Below are 14,956 nucleotides of genomic sequence, written 5' to 3'. Positions count from 1 at the left end.
CGGGCGCTCAGGTCACCGAGTGGAGCAGCGAGGTGGTTCCAACTCTGGGCACCGAAGGCCGCAGCGGCCACAGCCTGGGTCTCAGCGGTGCTGGGATCTGTCTTGCCGCAGGCAATGCACAACAAACGCGCCGACAAGAGCCACTCCCGAGGGATCGGGTGGTGAGCCATTCGCTCGCGGAACTGCTGCATCTCGTGCGGGTCCTGGTGTTCACCCTCAACTACGGTTGACATGCCCGGCCACTTGCGAATCCGCTTGAACAGCTCAGCGCGGGGATCGCCTGACTTTCGGAGTCCGCAGATAGTGCTCTGTGCCCGTTGGCGAAGTGCTGGGCGCACATGTTCTACCAGGAGCGGCGCAGCCGTGGCCAGAAGATCCTCGCCGACATAGAGTCGCAAGGTGCGCTGGTCTTCGACGTACACAACACGGCTGGGCATGCATCGGTTGCTCTCACACGCGCCGAGCAAGACAGCCAATACTTCGGACTATGAGGGGGCGCAGACCAGACCGTCTCCCTCCCCATCCAAGCGGTGGCCCGCGGGGGCATACCGAATCAAGAACCAGTCGGGGGACTTGGGCGATCGCAGAACTGCATCTGCGACTACGAAGTCGGCCTCTGTGAACAGGGCCTCTGCTTTCTCATGCCATTGAGGACCCAGGGAAGTTCGGACGTCGCCAAGAAGATGCTCGAGTCGCAGGCACATATCGTCCCAGCGGCTACCAGGGAAGCGTTGGAGATCGGAAGAGTTCATGCAATACCTCGGAAGAAATGGGCATTGCGGTGTGCACCTTGCCGCGCCCAGTTCACGAGGTACCAAGCGGCGAAACTTAGAGGCCCTGGTTTACCTTCCGCAGAGCGCGGGTGCACGGCAGGCTGGCGCAGCCGACGAGAATGGTAGCTCACGGGAGGAGTGCCGGGCAACCCCGGACGCAATGACGCGATGTACGGCTCCGCATCTGGATCTGGTTTACAGCAGACGGTCAGGCTGGCCATCGACTGCCACACCAGCGAGCTGGTTGCGGCCGAGGCACTCCTGACGTTGCCAGAAGTCGAGTTCACGGCGCTGCGAAGGGAGGCCATGCAGGCTCGGGTGGACAGACGCAAGGGTCGCGCCGCCGAGCGCTTCCGCTGCGCCATTTGTAAGTGCCCGCTGTACCTGTCCCGTCGCATCACAGGCACTCAGAACCGGTGGTTCGTTCACGACGGTAAGGCTGACGAATGTCCGTGGTTCGAAGGTCGCCGCCTGGCGCCAGAGCAGATCAAGGCTCTGGTCTACCGCGGGCAGCAAGAGGGCCAACAACATCGGGAGATGAAGGACTACATCGCCCGCTGGCTTCGGCAAGACCCGCAGGTTCAAGATGTCCGTCTCGAGAAGACGACCTTCAGCGAAGTGGTCAAGGGCGAATGGCGCAGGCCGGATGTCAGGTGCACCTATCGAGAGGTGCCGCTGGTCTTCGAGATCCAGCTGTCCTATACCTTCCTGTCGGATGTCATTGCACGCGATGCCTTCTATCGCCGGGAGAAGACGTTCGTGATCTGGGTGTTCGCGAGATTCGACAGCAGCCGCGCGGCCGTGACAGATGAGGCGTTCTTCAACAGAAGAAACCTGTTCGTGCTCGATGCTCAGGCACGAGAAGACACGATAGCTCGCTCAGCACTTACCTTCAGTGGCTTCCGCCAGCTTCCGAGTCTGAGGGATAACCATTCGTGGCGAGATACCTGGGAGGCGCTGCCTGTCGGTCTGCACGAGGTCATATTCCCTGCCGATACGTACAGACCGTACTTCTTCGACTACGAAGCGCGACGCAAGGAGATCGAGAACGCTCGAATCGAAGCGAGCCGAGCGGATGAGGAGCGCCGTTGGCAGGCTGGCGTTGACGCTTACCGGGTCGCAGCGAGGCGCTTCTTCGCGAGTGATCACGGAGACGAAGAGCGAAAGGCGCTGTTGGAAATCGTCGATGACCTGGAAGAGAACACAGCGTGGCATCCAGGCTTCGAGGGACTGCGCGAGTCGCGGTTCTTTGGGTATCACGGAGTGCTTGCGGTACTGATGTCGATCCAGGCTGGTGAGCCTGTTGGCTACAACCCCAAGCTGTCAGCCTTTCAGGTCATCGAGGCTGGCTTGCGCACAGGCAGCCATGTGGGCAAACATGCGTACGCCGTGCTTCACCTCTGGGCATACAAAACGTACCGACCGACAGTCAGCGAGAAGCATCGACGCTGGCTCGTCGACTACGCACGAGAAGTCAAGCGGTCGCTGGAAAGCGGGGAGACCGCCTACCGACGAGACACGTCTTTCGACGAGGCGATCGGGCTGCTGTTTCCGGAGCTTGAGGAGCAGTTGTCTGGACCGTTCGGGACGGACCTGATGAGCGACGGCGATGGCGATGGCGAGAGCGATGGCCATTGACTGACAAGCAAGAGAGAGGCGACCCGCCAGCTACTCAGATGGCAACACCGGAGGTTGCCCACTGAGCGCGGCAGGGAGAACGGAATAGACCACCACTCACGCAACCGCCGTGTCGACGGCTCTTGGAAGCGCACCTTCCAGTCGATTCGGCATCGCTCCGCGCAAGATTCGCTCGGCGATCACCTCTCCTGTCTCCGAATCCAGTCGCGCGAGGCACGCCAGCAACGGCCCTGGCTTCGCGTCGGTCACCTGTGCCCACTGCCGCACCTTGTCGGCCAGACTGGACGCGCGCGAGATGCCGGCGGCACGGGTGCGCACCACGGGCACGATGCGGCCCTCCAGCTTGACCTCGGCGGCGCGCCCGAGTTCGCGCTCGATCAGCGCACGGTCCACTTCGTGCCGGTCCTCGTCCGCCACCGTCCACCGCACACGAACATGCGCGCCGGCGATGTCTTGCTGCGCAATGGCTGTGCGCAGTGCGTCAATATCCGGCTTGCCTTCGAACACGATATCGACCGTCCGCCGCGCGGGCGTAGGCACCTGGTCAAAGCGCGCCCCGTCTGCATCGACCTCCCACATCAGGAAGCCCTTCTCACCTTCCTCGCCGTAGTGAAAGCGCCCGATGGACCCGGCGTAGGCCACGCACTGGTGCCCTGCCGTTCCAACGCGCTGCCACGCCTGATGCCGGTGGATGTGCCCGAGCATGAAAGCCTGTGCCTCGGACGCGAACAGCGCCCCGGTGGTGAATTCGTGGTCGAAGCCGGCCATCGGCACGCCGTGCTCGCTGAGGCAGCCGAACACGGTGCCATGCGACACACCGATGGTCGGCACGCCCTGCCTGCGAGCGGCGCGGTGCCCTGGCGCGAAGCCGGCCAGCAGCGCCGCAAGTTGCTCGCCGGTGGCTTCGGCCGCCGCACTCGCCCCCATGGTGGCGGCGACCATGGCCTTGTTGACGGTGGGCACGCACGAGAACAAGGCTTGCACGCCCGCTGGCACTTCGTCGAAGCGCCAGCCGTCCGACACCACCCACCGGCCATCACCCATCAGGCCGACCTGCGCGATGCGGTCCGCCACATGCACCGGATAGCGCCCGCCCAGCAGCCGGAACAGGCCCAAGGTGCCGGGTGGCTCGTGCGAGAACGTGCCCTGCAGCATCAGCACCGGGCAATGGTCGGCCAGCCGCCGCACCTGCCGGGCCAGACGCTCCGCCGACGGCGAGTGCAGGTCGAGGGCGTGGTCGGTGGCGTCGCCCGACAGCACCGCCACCTGGGCGCCCAGCGCGATGGCTCGGTCCACCGCCGCGCCGAAGCAGCGGTCGGCCTCGGCCAGATTCTTCGGCCCGTAGTGCAGATCAGAACAGTGTGCGATGCGGATCATGCCGTTCTCCCCGCGGCCACGGCCTGCAATTCGCTTTCGATCTTGTCGAGATAGCCCGCGGGGTCGTTGCGGTAGCGCTCCAGTTCATCCCAGGCCCGCGCCCGCCCCTGCGGGTTGATCTTCCAGCCGGGCCCCATCGAAGGTTGGCATAGGCGGTGTAACGCTGCCGGTCGATGCCGCACGCCAGTGCCCGAGACAACAGGTCTTCCAGTGAGGGGCGCCCGTCGCGCGCCTGCGGCCGTGGTCCAGCGTGCGCGGAGGTTGGTGCCGCGCTGTCCTGCGGTTCGCCCGGCGCGGCAACCCTGTCGCCCTCGGCCGCCAGCACGGTCGGCCCGCTGAGAATCTGCGTCGCCAGCTGGGCTTGCACGAGCGCGGCCTCGTCGTCATCGCGGTCCCGCAACAACGCGGTCACGTCCACCGGCGCTTCGAGTTCGATGATCCACTGCGGCACCCGGGCCGGCCGGCCCTGTTCGTCGATGTGCGCCACCTCGACCAGCTTCTTGCTCAGGTAGAACGGGGTGCGCTGGCTGTCCAGGAAGCCCGAGATGCGCCCGCCACGCAGGAAGCCGATGGTCTCGAACTTCTGGATCGCCGCGTTCATCGCGTAGAAGCTGCGCGTGTGCAACTCGAACGCGCTGATCGACCGGATGCCGGGAATGAAGAACAGGAAGCGCCCGCTGAGATTGCATTGCCGCTGCTGGTACTCGGGGCAGGCTTCGGGGTCGCAGATGCCGCCGTTGGCGTCGCGTGCCACCGTCTTGCGCCCGCCGAAGACGCGGATGACCCGCTTGCCGCTGTCGTCGAAGGGCACCGGTGCGTGGGTCTTGCAATGGCGCACCCGCCCATCCGGGGAATACTCCGACCAGTAGCGCTTTTCGCTCGCGCCCCAGGCCGCCAGTTCGTGCGGCATCACCACCTGCCAGTGGTCCGACGGAAACACCACCGGAAAGCGATAGAGCCGATGGCCGTCGCCACGGTCTTCGCCGAAGGCACGAAGGATCTGCTGCGCGATCTCCGGGTTCGAGAAGTCCTGCCCGCGCACGGTGAACCACGGCACGTTCTTCGGCACCAGCGGCGTCTTGATCCGCGGCAGGGCTGTGACCAGGGCTTGCTCGATCTGGTCGAACGATTGGCCCGCCGCAACGCCCTGCTCGTAGATGGCACGTGCCTGCGGGTTCTCGGCGGCGGTACGGCTGAGCGTCTTGGTGCCGGCGCGGATCTTCCCGCCGGTCGGAATGCGGGCCGGGCCTTGCCCAAGCACGGTGGCTGGCACCGCGTCGCTGCCGCGGTGGCTGACGATGGATTGCGTCATCTCTGCGCTCCTCATGGTTGGCGAATCTGTCGCTTCCATGCTCTCGCGCAGGCCGGGCCCGTCAACCCCGTCTCATGGCTCCATACCCCTTTCCAGCGAACCGCGCCGCGCAGAGCCGTCAGGCCGCTGCAACGTCATCCACAGCAAGGCGCCTGCATTTGGACTGGCGGGCACTTCTCCGATCCGTAGGAGCAAAAGACGCAGCAGTCACCAGCCTTCGGCCGAAGCAGTGCTTTGCAGTTCTCGCACTCATAGAAGAACTGACAAGCGTCCGTCGGCATGGTTTCGCGCTTGACGTGGCCGCATTCGGGGCACGTCAAGTCGGAGTCAAGCAGCACCTCGCTCATCGATCACTTCCGCGGCGTGGACGGAAACCCGCGTCGGTGGTCGCCTTGACCAGCACCGCCGTCGTGGCCTTGTCCGCATCGAACGTCACCGTCACGGTCTTCTTGTCGAAGTCCACCTTGGCGCCGGACACGCCAGGCACCTGCACCAGTGACTTCTTGACGGTGATCGGACACACCGCGCAGGTCATGTTCTGCACGTCGAGGACGGCGGTCTGCGGTGTCGCGGCCAGGGTGGCCAGGGGCATCAACATCGCGAGGACGGAGAAACTTTTGCGCATGACGGTCCTTTCAGTAGAACAAGGGGGCAGCGAGCGGCACCGCCAGGAGGGCGACGATCGCGACAGTGACAAGCCAGAAGATCAGACGCTGCCGGCTGACCGTTCGCGGATCGGCACAGGGCGTGCCTTGCACGCAAACCTGCGGAACCAAGTAGAGCCGCCGGAACGCCAGGCCGATGAAGAGCAGCGTGACGGCCATGAAGAAGGGGCGCACCGGCTCCAGCGCCGTCAGGCTGGACACCCAGGCCCCGCCGATGCCCAGCGTCAACAACACCAGCGGCCCGACGCAGCAGACCGACGCGCCGATGGCAGCCAACACGCCGGCGACGAGCGAACCCTTGACGTTCAACGAAGCATCAACACCCTTCGAACCTTGTTGCATTGCAGGCAGTCTAGAGTCCGTACCGTGGTACGGAGTCAAGGGGTGCGGCATGGTGTCCGAGATGACGATAGGGCGGCTGGCCGACCAAGCCGGTGTGAACGTGGAGACGATTCGCTACTACCAGCGGCGCGGGCTGCTGGCGGAACCCCCCAGGCCGGCCAACGGCCAGCGTCACTACCCGCCCCAGCTGGTGAAGCGCGTGCGGTTCATCAAGCGTGCGCAGGTGCTGGGTTTCACTCTGGACGAGATCGTCGGTCTGCTTGACCTTGACGAAGCCGGCGCCTGCAGCGAAACACGCGAACTGGCGGCTCGGAAGCTGCACCTGATCGAGAGCAAGCTCGCCGATCTGACAGCCATGCGCAAGGCACTGTCCAAGCTGATGCGCGCGTGCGACTCGGTGGACAGCAGCGGCGCCTGCCCGATCATTCACGCCCTGGCAACCGATTGAGGTCCTGTAGGGACCGGCAGCGCCGGCATGGGCTGGTCGGTCGCCCACACCCATCCCGCTCCCCCAGCCCGCGAAATCGCCTGCTCCTTGTCCACGCGCGCCTTCGGCGCCATGAAGGCGCTGACGACGTGCAGGGGCACGGGCTTCGGCCCCATGTCCAGCAAGAGCGCGTTCGGAAACGCGCCGCTCGTCGCGGCGTCGTAGCGCAGTGGCTTTGCAAAGCGCCGCCCCCGCTCCACCAGGGCATGCACCAGCGGCAGCTCGTGGATGGCGTCGATGGGGATCCAGTGTTCGGTGGTCATCATCAGGCTGGCGGCGTCGATCTCGTAGGTGTACTCGCGCCGCGCCCGCACCAGGGCTGCGAGCATCAGGCGCACCCGGTGGCCGGTGTCCGCGTCCCTGGCTTCGAACATCGGCGCGAACACCTTTTCGATCCGGGCCCAGGTCTTGCCGGCAATCAGCAGCGGCGCATCGGGCATGTGCTTGACCCAGACCCTGCAGCCGCCCACCGCCGCGTCGCTGCCCTTGAACTCGCCCAGCACCAATGCCAGCGGGCTGTGGCCGTCGTGGGGCCGCAGCACGACCAGCTTCTCGCGGCGGCGCTGTGCGGCATCGGCCTTGGTCGCCTCGCTGAAGGGTTCGGGCACGTACAGCCGCTCTGTCAAGGCAACGCCCTTCACCGACACATCCTCCGCGGCCTCCAGCAGGTACTTGTGCAGCACGCCCTGGTTGCGCTTGCCCGCCATCGCCGGGCTCCAGCGGTTGAAGCCGGCGCGCTCGAACAGGAAGTGCATCAGCGCCCGCAGGCTCATACGGCGGCGGGCCACGCCGACTTCGGCCTCGGCGTCGCTTTCGCCGCGGGTGGCGCCACGCCCGGTGGTGCGTGTCCACGGAAAATCCACGCGCAGGTCAACGCAGCCCACGGCGGTCTCGAGCACCGCTTCGCCGATCAGTTCGCCCAGCCCCGACTCCCGCGCCTCAGGTTCGTACGACGGGCAGCTTGGGTGATGGTGGCTGCCCGTGTCCGGCATGCGCTTGACCAGGAACTGCCGGTGGCGCGCCACGTACATCTCCACGCCGCCAGGCACGCACAGACAACGTGGCCGTTCCGGCGTGTCATGGACGCGGGCCAGCGCCTGCTGCAGCTGCGCGTCGTCCGCGTTCCACACGCGCCCCAGGATGGAGAAACGTTGGATGTCCACCGTCGTCGCGCCCCCGGCGTGTCACACCAGTTCGCGCACCAGGTCCGACATCGCCGGCCGATGCTTCGGGAACAGTTCGCGCACCGCGCTGCGGCCGTTGATGCCCAGCAGCAGGCCCACCTGCTCTTCGTCCGCGCCGCGTTCGTACAACCGGGCCGCGACGGTGTGCCGCGCCGACAGCGGCGTCACGTCGCGCAGGTCGGCATGGCGAAAAAGCTTGCGATAAGCCTCCAGGATCGGACGGCACAGGTAGCGGCGCTGCCCTTCTTCGCCATACGGTTGATGGCGAAGCCGAGTCCGGCCGGCGACAGGAACAGGCAGCTCCGCGGATCCAGGCTCGGTAGTCGCCGCTCTCCGCGATGCCCAGGCCCTGCTCGATGCGCTCGCGCAAGTAGGCCGCAAGTGCATCGTCCAGCCGGGTGCTGGTGAAGTACAGCGGGCGCGACTTGCCGGTGATCGCGGCCTCGGCGCGCAGTTCGGATACGCGGCGCACGCTGCCGTCCGGCCCGAGGTAGTCGCGCACCTCGAGCCGGGCGATTTCCAAGGGACGCGCGCCGGTCGCGAACAGCATGTAGAACAGCGACTGGTCGTGCCAGGGCCGCGCACTGCGCGCCTTGATCCGCAGCGCAGCCTGCGTGATCTCTTCGCTCGAGACAACCCGGTGCTGGCGCGGGCCGAACGGCGCCAGCGGCTCGAAGCCGGCCAGCGCCACCAGGATCGATTCGCGGTGCTGGCGCAAGCGCTGCACGAAGGCCACGCCCTCGGTGTTGAGACCCTCGATGCCGACCGTCTTGCTCAGGCGGACGGCGACGGCCTTGATGCGGCGTTCCACCGCCGTGCGCGTGACGCCGAAGCGTGCGGCCACCGCGTCGTAGGTGGCGCCATCGACCACGGCCTTCAACATCTCGATGGCTTGCGCTGCGCTCTCGTTGCCGCGCTCGGGCTCTTGATCGGCTGGCATGAGCTGCCCTCCACACACTGCGGTTCTCCGCGGCTGCGATGCAGACATGTTCGGCCGCCAGTGTTGGTGTCGCCAGGAACAATCGCCGGCAAAGGCACGGGGTTTCGGGATCGGCGCGGCGGCCTTCACTCACGAACAAGTGGCCCGGCCGCTGCGCAGGCAGACAGGCTCGCGGTTGCCATCGTCAACGGAGCCGACACGCGAGCGCTTTTGCATGGCGAGTCGATGCGCAACCCGCTCGCGCGGACAGCCCCGCGCACACTGCCAGGGCATCTTGGCTCCGGCCAAAGCGCGCCCATCCGGGCGCCCCTGAATCCGTTCAGGCGTCGCGGTCGTTACCCGCCTTCCTCGCTGCGCGGCAACGCGCATCACCAAAACATCGGGGCCCTGCCCTGAACTGAGCCAGTCGCCGGGCGTCGCTTGACGCCTGGCCCCGGGTCGAGCGCGACCCCATCCTGCCAACCCACCCACGGGGAGCACGCCTCCCCGCCGGGGATGGGCGTGTCTCTCCCATTCATCTGGAGAACACGCCCATGGCCCGCTTCACCGCGCCTTCCCTGTGGCTGCCCGGGTTCGACCCCGAGCCCTTGGACGCCACCGAGCCACTTGCTTCATGCCTTGAGACCCAAGCGCAGGCCGCCGACCCGTCGGCGGAGCCCCGCGACGAGCTGACGGAGACAGCAAACAACACCTCGCACCACACCTCCTGGCGCGTCGCGGGGTCGTCACCGAATCCGCACCACGCACCCTGTGGCCGGCATTGAGACAAGCCGACCTCGACAAGCTGGGTGGCGCCGTGGCCAAGTTCGATGCGAACGTGGATGCCATTGCCACGCTGCGGCATGTCGAATGCCATGACAGAGCACCCTTCACGGCCGAGCGCAGCCGGCTCGTGCGCTACACCGGCTGGGGCGGCCTGCCGGCCAGCTTCAACCGCGAAGGCGACGACAAGGCCTGGGCCCGGCGCGCCGAGCAGCTGCGCGGCCTGCTGAGCGACGACGAATACGAGTCGGCCCGGGCCTCGGTGAACAACAGCCACTACACCCCGATCCACGTGATCGAGGCGATGTGGCAAGCCATCGAACGTTTCGGCCTCACCGGCGGGCGCATCCTTGAGCCCGCCGCCGGCATCGGCCACTTCATCGGTGCCATGCCCCGCGCAATGGCCGTGAGCAGCCAGGTGACGGCCATCGAGATCGACCGGCTGTCGGGAAGAGTACTGACCGCGCTCTATGCGCCCGGCGGCGTCGATGTACGCATCGCGCCGTTCGAGAAAGCACCGCTGCCGGACAACTGGTTCGACATCGTGATCGGCAACGTGCCCTTCGGCAAGTACAAGGTCGCCGACCTGAGCAACCGGGCCTACGCCCGCTTCAGCATCCACAACTACTTCTTCGGCCGCGCGCTGGACTTGGTGCGGCCCGGCGGGCTGGTGTGTTTCATCACCACCAGCTACACGATGGATGCCATGGACGACGCTGCTCGCCAGTACATCGGCGCGCAGGCCCACCTGCTGGGCGCCATCCGGTTGCCCCAGGGCACCTTTGCCGACATCGCGTCCACAGGCGTGCAGACCGACATCCTGTTCCTGCGCAAGCGGGAGCCCGGGGAAGCGGTCGGCGGCGAGTGGCTGAAGCTGTCCATCGTGCCGGATGCCCTGCGCCATCCGCACTGCCACGAGCGGTACCTGCAGATCAATGCCTGGTATGCGCAACACCCGGAGTTCTGCATCGGCAGCATCCGGACCGAGAGCAATGGCTACGAGGCCGTAGCGACGGCCGTGTTCGAAGGCGACCTCGCCGCCGCCCTCACGGAGCGAATCAGCCTACTGCCGACAGACGTGTACCGCGCGGCGGTCGCCGACAAGAGCGTGGAGCGCACGACGGTGCCACCCACCGGCGGCGCCAAGCCCGGCAGCTACCGCCTTCACCATGGGCGGGTGCATCGCGCCGAGGGTGCCGAAATGGTTGACGTGCATGACCAGCTCAACGGCACGCAGCGTGCGCGGATCGTCGGCCTGTGTGCCATCCGCGACCAGGCCCGGGCACTGCTCAATGCCCAGCTGAGGGACGACAGCGCCAGCCAGGTCGCCCACCTGAGGGTGCTGCTCAACGGCAGCTACGACCGCTTTGTCGCAAGGCACGGCTGCCTGTCCACACGGGCCAACGCGCTGGCCTTCCGGCGCGACCCGGACTATCCGCTGCTGCTGTCGCTGGAGCACTACGACGAAGAGTCGGACCGGGCCAGCAAGGCGGCCTTGTTCACGCGGCGCACCCTGGCGCGCGTGGTCGAACCGACGGTCGCGGGCGAACCCACCGAGGCGCTGGCCGCGTCGATGCAGTGGCGCGGGCGGGTCGATCCGGCCTACATGGCGCGGCTGCTGTCGGCGCCGGAACAGGCGGTGCTGGACGCGCTGGCCGAAGCCGGTCAGGTGTTCTTGGACCCGGCTGACAGCCGGTGGAAGACGGCCGACGAGTACTTGTCGGGCAACGTCAAGGAGAAGTTGAAGCAGGCGCTGCTGTCGGGTGCGGCATGCCGCCGCAACATCGAGGCGCTGGAACAGGTGCAGCCGGAAGACCTGCTGCCGGCCGCCATCGAGCCACGGCTCGGGGCGGTGTGGATCCCGGCGGTTGAGGTCGAGACCTTCGTCCAGGAGGTTCTGGAGCTGAAGGATTGCGAAGTGGGCTACTCGGCGCAAGCTGGCGCCTGGTCGGTGCGCTACCGCGACTGGGACGCGCGCCAGAACGTCAAGGTGACGCAGGAGTTCGGCACCTCGCGCATGAACGCGATCGAGCTGGTGCAGTGCGCGCTGAACGTGCAGGTGCCGACGGTGCGCGACCGCGACCCGGAGACCGACAAGTACATCGTCAATCCCGACGAGACCCTGGCCGCACGCGAGAAGCTGGGCCTGATCAAAGAACGGTTCGCGCTCTGGGCCTTCGACGATGCGACGCGGAGAGAGAAGCTCTGCCGCATCTACAACGATCTGTTCAACGCCACCCGGCAGCGGCAGTTCGATGGTGCGCACCTGAAGCTGCCGGGGTTCTCCCGCTGCTTCGAGCTGCACCCGCACCAGAAGGACGCCATCTGGCGTGTCGTGCAGTCCGGCAACACGGGGCTGTTCCACGTCGTGGGTGCCGGCAAGACGGCGGTGTGCGTGGCAGCGGGCATGGAGTTGCGCCGGCTGGGCTTCGTCAACAAGCCCTGCCATGTGGTGCCCAACCACATGTTGGCGCAGTACACGGCCGAGTTCGTGCGGCTCTATCCAAACGCGGCGGTGCTGATGGCCGGCAAGGAAGACCTCGAAGGCGACCGCCGACGGGAACTGGTGTCGCGCATCGCGACGGGAGATTGGGACGCGGTCGTCATCACGCATTCGAGCTTCGAGCGCATCAAGGTGTCACCGCAATTCACGGAGAAATTCATCAAGGACATCATCATGGAAATCGAGATGGCGGTGAGGGCCGAGAGGAGCAACGACCGGGGCAACCGGATCGTCAAGCAACTCGAGGCCATGAAGAAGAACTGGGCGGTGCGGCTGGAGAAACTGCTGGCCGACAAGAAGAAGGACGACCTGCTGACCTGGGAGCAACTGGGCATCGACTGCCTGTTCGTCGACGAAGCCCACCTGCACAAGAACCTGTACCGGTTCACGAAGATGACCCGCGTGGCGGGTCTGCCGATGAGCAACTCGGAGCGTGCCTTCGATCTGTACCTGAAGACGCGCTACACGATGCAGGTTCACGCGGATTCGAAAGGACCGGCGCAACGCGGCGTGGTGTTCTCGACGGCGACGCCGGTGGCCAACACCATGGCCGAGATCCACACCATGATGCGTTACCTGCAGCCGCGACGGCTGGAGGAACTCGGGCTGCAGCAGTTCGACGCCTGGGCCGCCACCTTTGGCGAAAACGTCACGGCGCTGGAGATCGCACCGGACGGCAGCGGCTACCGCATGCACACCCGGTTCGCGCGTTTCATCAACGTGCCGGAGTTGATGGCGGTGTTCGGCGAAGTGGCCGACATCCGCACTGCCGAGATGTTGAACCTGCCGGTACCCAAGCTCAGGGGCGGCAAGCCTCGCATCGTGGCCTGCCCGGCCAGCAAGGCGCTGAAGGCCTTTGTGCAGACGCTGGTGCAGCGCGCCGAGGCGATCCGCAGCGGCCACGTGAAGCCGCAGGACGACAACATGCTGGCCATCACCACCGACGGCCGCAAGGCGGCGCTGGACTTCCGGCTGGTGGCACCACAGACGGGCTTCGACGAGAACGGCAAGGTCGCCGCCTGCCTGCGCGAGGTGCTGGCGATCCGCGAGCGCAGTGCCGCATTCCGCGGTGCGCAGTTGGTGTTCTGCGACATGTCGTCGCCCAAGCAAGGCCACGTCTTCAGCGTGTACGACGACTTGCGGGCGCGGCTAGTCGAAGCAGGCGTCCCGGAGAAAGAGATCGCGTTCGTGCACGACGCGGAGACCGACACCCAGAAGGCAACGTTGTTCAAGGCGGTGCGCGAGGGACGGGTTCGCGTGCTGCTCGGGTCCACGGCCAAGATGGGCATCGGTACCAACGTGCAGACTCGCCTGTGCGCCCTGCATCACCTCGATGCACCCTGGCGCCCTTGCGATGTCGAGCAACGCGAGGGAAGAATCCTGCGCCAGGGCAACGAGTGCGAGGACGTGGAGATCTTCCGCTACGTCACCGAAGGCAGCTTCGACAGCTACATGTGGCAGACCTTGGAGACCAAGGCGCGTTTCATCGCCCAGGTGATGAAGGGCGACAAGGGCATCCGGTCGCTGGAGGACGTGGAACTGGCGGCGCTGTCGTACGCCGAAGTGAAGGCGCTGGCCTCGGGCAACCCGCTGGTCATCGAAAAGGCCGGCGTGGACGCGGAAGTGGCCAGGCTCTCAACGCTGTTCTCGGTGTGGCGCAACCAGCGCTATGCCAACGAAAGCGAGGTGAGCCGGCTGCCGATGATGATCGAGCGCAGCAACGCAAGCTTGCGCTGTACGCCGAGGACATGGCGCGCATCGAGCCACAGACGCTTCAGGGCATGTGCATGGAAGTCGGCGACCGAAGGATCGTCGGGCCCGATGCCGTGGGCGAGGCCCTACGGGGCATCGTCAAGGCAATGAAGGACGAAGTCCGTTCAGGGGGCCGCGAGATCGAACAGCTTGTCGGCCGCTTCGGCGGTTTCGAGCTGGGCGTCAAGACGGCACGCGGCGACGAGGTGCCGAGCCTGTACCTGTCAGGCGCGTGCGTGTATGAGGCGACGCCGTACCAGACCGGCCCGGCACTCGTTGCGGCGCTGGTCGATCTGCTGGCGTCGATTCCAAAGCAGCACGCCGCGGGCCAGGCCCAGTTGGAGATCAGGCGCAAGCGACTGGACGACATCCGCCTCGAACTCGAGCGCCCGTTCGAGCACGAAGCCCGACTACTGGATCTGCTGACCAGGCAGCGCCAGCTGCTCAGCCAGCTCGACCTCGATAAAGACGAGGCCGGCACGGCCAAAGTCGATACTGAAGAACTGCGCGAAGCAGCGTGACTGACTTCACCCCCACGGCCGAAAGGCTGTGGGGCTCTCTCTGGTACGCCCCACTCGGTGCGCCAAAGAAAACGCCCCGGCCCTGAAGCCGAGGCGCGAAGCCTGGCCGCTGTCATCGCGACCACGCTCCTGCTCAGGGAGGAAAAGCAGGCGAGCCCGGGAAACCCGCGCTCGGCAAATATCGTAGCGCGCCAGCCCCGATGTGCCGCAAAAGGTTGGAGGGGTCGCGCCACGCCTGCTGCAGCACTGACGCGAAACATGACCGCCCTGTCATCTTCTGGACAGATTTCTGTTGATTGCCGGTGCGTAGATTAAGTGAGCTCCTCAACCCGGCGCGGGGCTGACCTGCCTTCTTGCCTGCTGCCGCGCCATGCTGAAAGACCGCACCCCATGAACCCGTCCTCGATCGTCCTGGCCATCGCCTCTCTTGCGAGCACTCAAACTTACGCGGCGGCTACGCCGTCGGACACACCGCTCACTGGCGTCTCGATGAGCCTTGCCAAGCGACTCGATGCCCGCTCGTTGCCAGAAGTCTCGGTGACGCCTGCAAAACTGTCCGGGGTGCCGATGGCGATTGCCGCGCGTCTCGATGCGTCCAAGCCGTCCGGACAAGCCTCAACCTCGGGCCGTATGCTGACCGGGGTACCGATGGCACGTGCCACGCGGCTTTGAGCCGGGATTGCTCACAGCCGCACGACTC

13 protein-coding genes are annotated in these 14,956 nt (G+C 66.2%); 6 read left to right on the top strand and 7 right to left on the bottom strand.

What is annotated here, in order from left to right; all coding sequences use genetic code 11:
- Positions 1 to 338 precede the first annotated feature (338 nt).
- Together x551_RS26325 and x551_RS23155 are read left to right on the top strand one after the other, a co-directional pair.
- The gene (locus tag x551_RS26325; RefSeq protein WP_216701291.1) at positions 339 to 491 is read left to right on the top strand and encodes a hypothetical protein; all 153 of its coding nucleotides are present in this window, start codon (positions 339 to 341) and stop codon (positions 489 to 491) included.
- Positions 492 to 941: 450 nt separating this feature from the next.
- Positions 942 to 2,411, top strand: a complete 1,470-nt coding sequence (locus x551_RS23155) for a DUF6035 family protein (RefSeq protein ID WP_051495474.1) — start codon at positions 942 to 944, stop codon at positions 2,409 to 2,411.
- A gap of 96 nt (positions 2,412 to 2,507) precedes the next feature.
- On the opposite strand, the gene x551_RS01380 is transcribed toward x551_RS23155, so the two are convergent.
- From x551_RS01380 to x551_RS01365, 5 genes are all read right to left on the bottom strand, one after another.
- Positions 2,508 to 3,788, bottom strand: a complete 1,281-nt coding sequence (locus x551_RS01380; protein ID WP_051495473.1) for a DNA repair exonuclease — start codon at positions 3,786 to 3,788, stop codon at positions 2,508 to 2,510.
- On the bottom strand, positions 3,763 to 5,100 hold the full coding sequence (locus tag x551_RS01375; RefSeq protein WP_253950270.1) for a hypothetical protein: 1,338 nt from the start codon (positions 5,098 to 5,100) through the stop codon (positions 3,763 to 3,765). The genes x551_RS01380 and x551_RS01375 overlap by 26 nt, the downstream gene beginning before the upstream one ends.
- A 134-nt stretch (positions 5,101 to 5,234) precedes the next feature.
- Entirely contained in the window at positions 5,235 to 5,447 is a 213-nt protein-coding gene (locus x551_RS26745; protein WP_081771163.1) for a GDCCVxC domain-containing (seleno)protein, read from the bottom strand.
- The gene (locus x551_RS01370; RefSeq protein WP_253950269.1) at positions 5,444 to 5,692 is read right to left on the bottom strand and encodes a cation transporter; all 249 of its coding nucleotides are present in this window, start codon (positions 5,690 to 5,692) and stop codon (positions 5,444 to 5,446) included. Before x551_RS01370 ends, x551_RS26745 begins: the two co-directional genes overlap by 4 nt.
- 43 nt (positions 5,693 to 5,735) lie before the next feature.
- Positions 5,736 to 6,107, bottom strand: coding sequence for a mercuric transporter MerT family protein (locus x551_RS01365; protein WP_051511778.1), 372 nt, complete (start codon positions 6,105 to 6,107; stop codon positions 5,736 to 5,738).
- 49 nt (positions 6,108 to 6,156) lie between these two features.
- Between x551_RS01365 and merR the strand changes: the two genes are divergently transcribed.
- A complete protein-coding gene (gene merR / locus x551_RS01360; RefSeq protein WP_036229016.1) occupies positions 6,157 to 6,555 on the top strand; it encodes an Hg(II)-responsive transcriptional regulator in 399 nt (132 codons plus the stop codon).
- Here the strand turns inward: merR and x551_RS01355 are convergent.
- Both x551_RS01355 and x551_RS01350 read right to left on the bottom strand, forming a co-directional pair.
- Positions 6,534 to 7,757 (bottom strand): DUF1173 family protein, encoded by a 1,224-nt coding sequence (locus x551_RS01355; protein ID WP_036229014.1) that lies wholly within the window; start codon positions 7,755 to 7,757, stop codon positions 6,534 to 6,536. The genes merR and x551_RS01355 overlap by 22 nt on opposite strands.
- Entirely contained in the window at positions 7,672 to 8,718 is a 1,047-nt protein-coding gene (locus x551_RS01350) for a hypothetical protein (protein ID WP_253950268.1), read from the bottom strand. Before x551_RS01350 ends, x551_RS01355 begins: the two co-directional genes overlap by 86 nt.
- Before the next feature lie 760 nt (positions 8,719 to 9,478).
- Here x551_RS01350 and x551_RS01345 point away from each other — a divergent pair.
- From x551_RS01345 to x551_RS24905, 3 genes are all read left to right on the top strand, one after another.
- Positions 9,479 to 13,846, top strand: a complete 4,368-nt coding sequence (locus x551_RS01345; protein WP_051511775.1) for a DEAD/DEAH box helicase family protein — start codon at positions 9,479 to 9,481, stop codon at positions 13,844 to 13,846.
- On the top strand, positions 13,843 to 14,256 hold the full coding sequence (locus x551_RS26740; RefSeq protein WP_253950267.1) for a hypothetical protein: 414 nt from the start codon (positions 13,843 to 13,845) through the stop codon (positions 14,254 to 14,256). Before x551_RS01345 ends, x551_RS26740 begins: the two co-directional genes overlap by 4 nt.
- Before the next feature lie 390 nt (positions 14,257 to 14,646).
- Positions 14,647 to 14,928: a hypothetical protein gene (locus tag x551_RS24905; protein ID WP_152543358.1), complete on the top strand. Its 282-nt coding sequence runs from the start codon at positions 14,647 to 14,649 to the stop codon at positions 14,926 to 14,928.
- Positions 14,929 to 14,956: the final 28 nt, after the last annotated feature.

Source organism: Methylibium sp. T29 (genome assembly GCF_000576205.1).
Taxonomy (GTDB): domain Bacteria; phylum Pseudomonadota; class Gammaproteobacteria; order Burkholderiales; family Burkholderiaceae_C; genus Methylibium; species Methylibium petroleiphilum.
This window is presented reverse-complemented; position numbering and strand designations above follow the sequence as displayed.

Bases quoted from the DNA above. Each gene is read 5' to 3' on its own strand.
- x551_RS01375 (WP_253950270.1), bottom strand. From the start codon at position 5,100: ATGACGCAATCCATCGTCAGCCACCGCGGCAGCGACGCGGTGCCAGCC.
- x551_RS01370 (WP_253950269.1), bottom strand. From the start codon at position 5,692: ATGCCCCTGGCCACCCTGGCCGCGACACCGCAGACCGCCGTCCTCGAC.
- x551_RS26325 (WP_216701291.1), top strand. From the start codon at position 339: ATGTTCTACCAGGAGCGGCGCAGCCGTGGCCAGAAGATCCTCGCCGAC.
- x551_RS23155 (WP_051495474.1), top strand. From the start codon at position 942: ATGTACGGCTCCGCATCTGGATCTGGTTTACAGCAGACGGTCAGGCTG.
- x551_RS26740 (WP_253950267.1), top strand. From the start codon at position 13,843: ATGAAGGACGAAGTCCGTTCAGGGGGCCGCGAGATCGAACAGCTTGTC.
- merR (WP_036229016.1), top strand. From the start codon at position 6,157: ATGGTGTCCGAGATGACGATAGGGCGGCTGGCCGACCAAGCCGGTGTG.
- x551_RS24905 (WP_152543358.1), top strand. From the start codon at position 14,647: ATGAACCCGTCCTCGATCGTCCTGGCCATCGCCTCTCTTGCGAGCACT.
- x551_RS01380 (WP_051495473.1), bottom strand. From the start codon at position 3,788: ATGATCCGCATCGCACACTGTTCTGATCTGCACTACGGGCCGAAGAAT.
- x551_RS01350 (WP_253950268.1), bottom strand. From the start codon at position 8,718: ATGCCAGCCGATCAAGAGCCCGAGCGCGGCAACGAGAGCGCAGCGCAA.
- x551_RS01365 (WP_051511778.1), bottom strand. From the start codon at position 6,107: ATGCAACAAGGTTCGAAGGGTGTTGATGCTTCGTTGAACGTCAAGGGT.
- x551_RS26745 (WP_081771163.1), bottom strand. From the start codon at position 5,447: ATGAGCGAGGTGCTGCTTGACTCCGACTTGACGTGCCCCGAATGCGGC.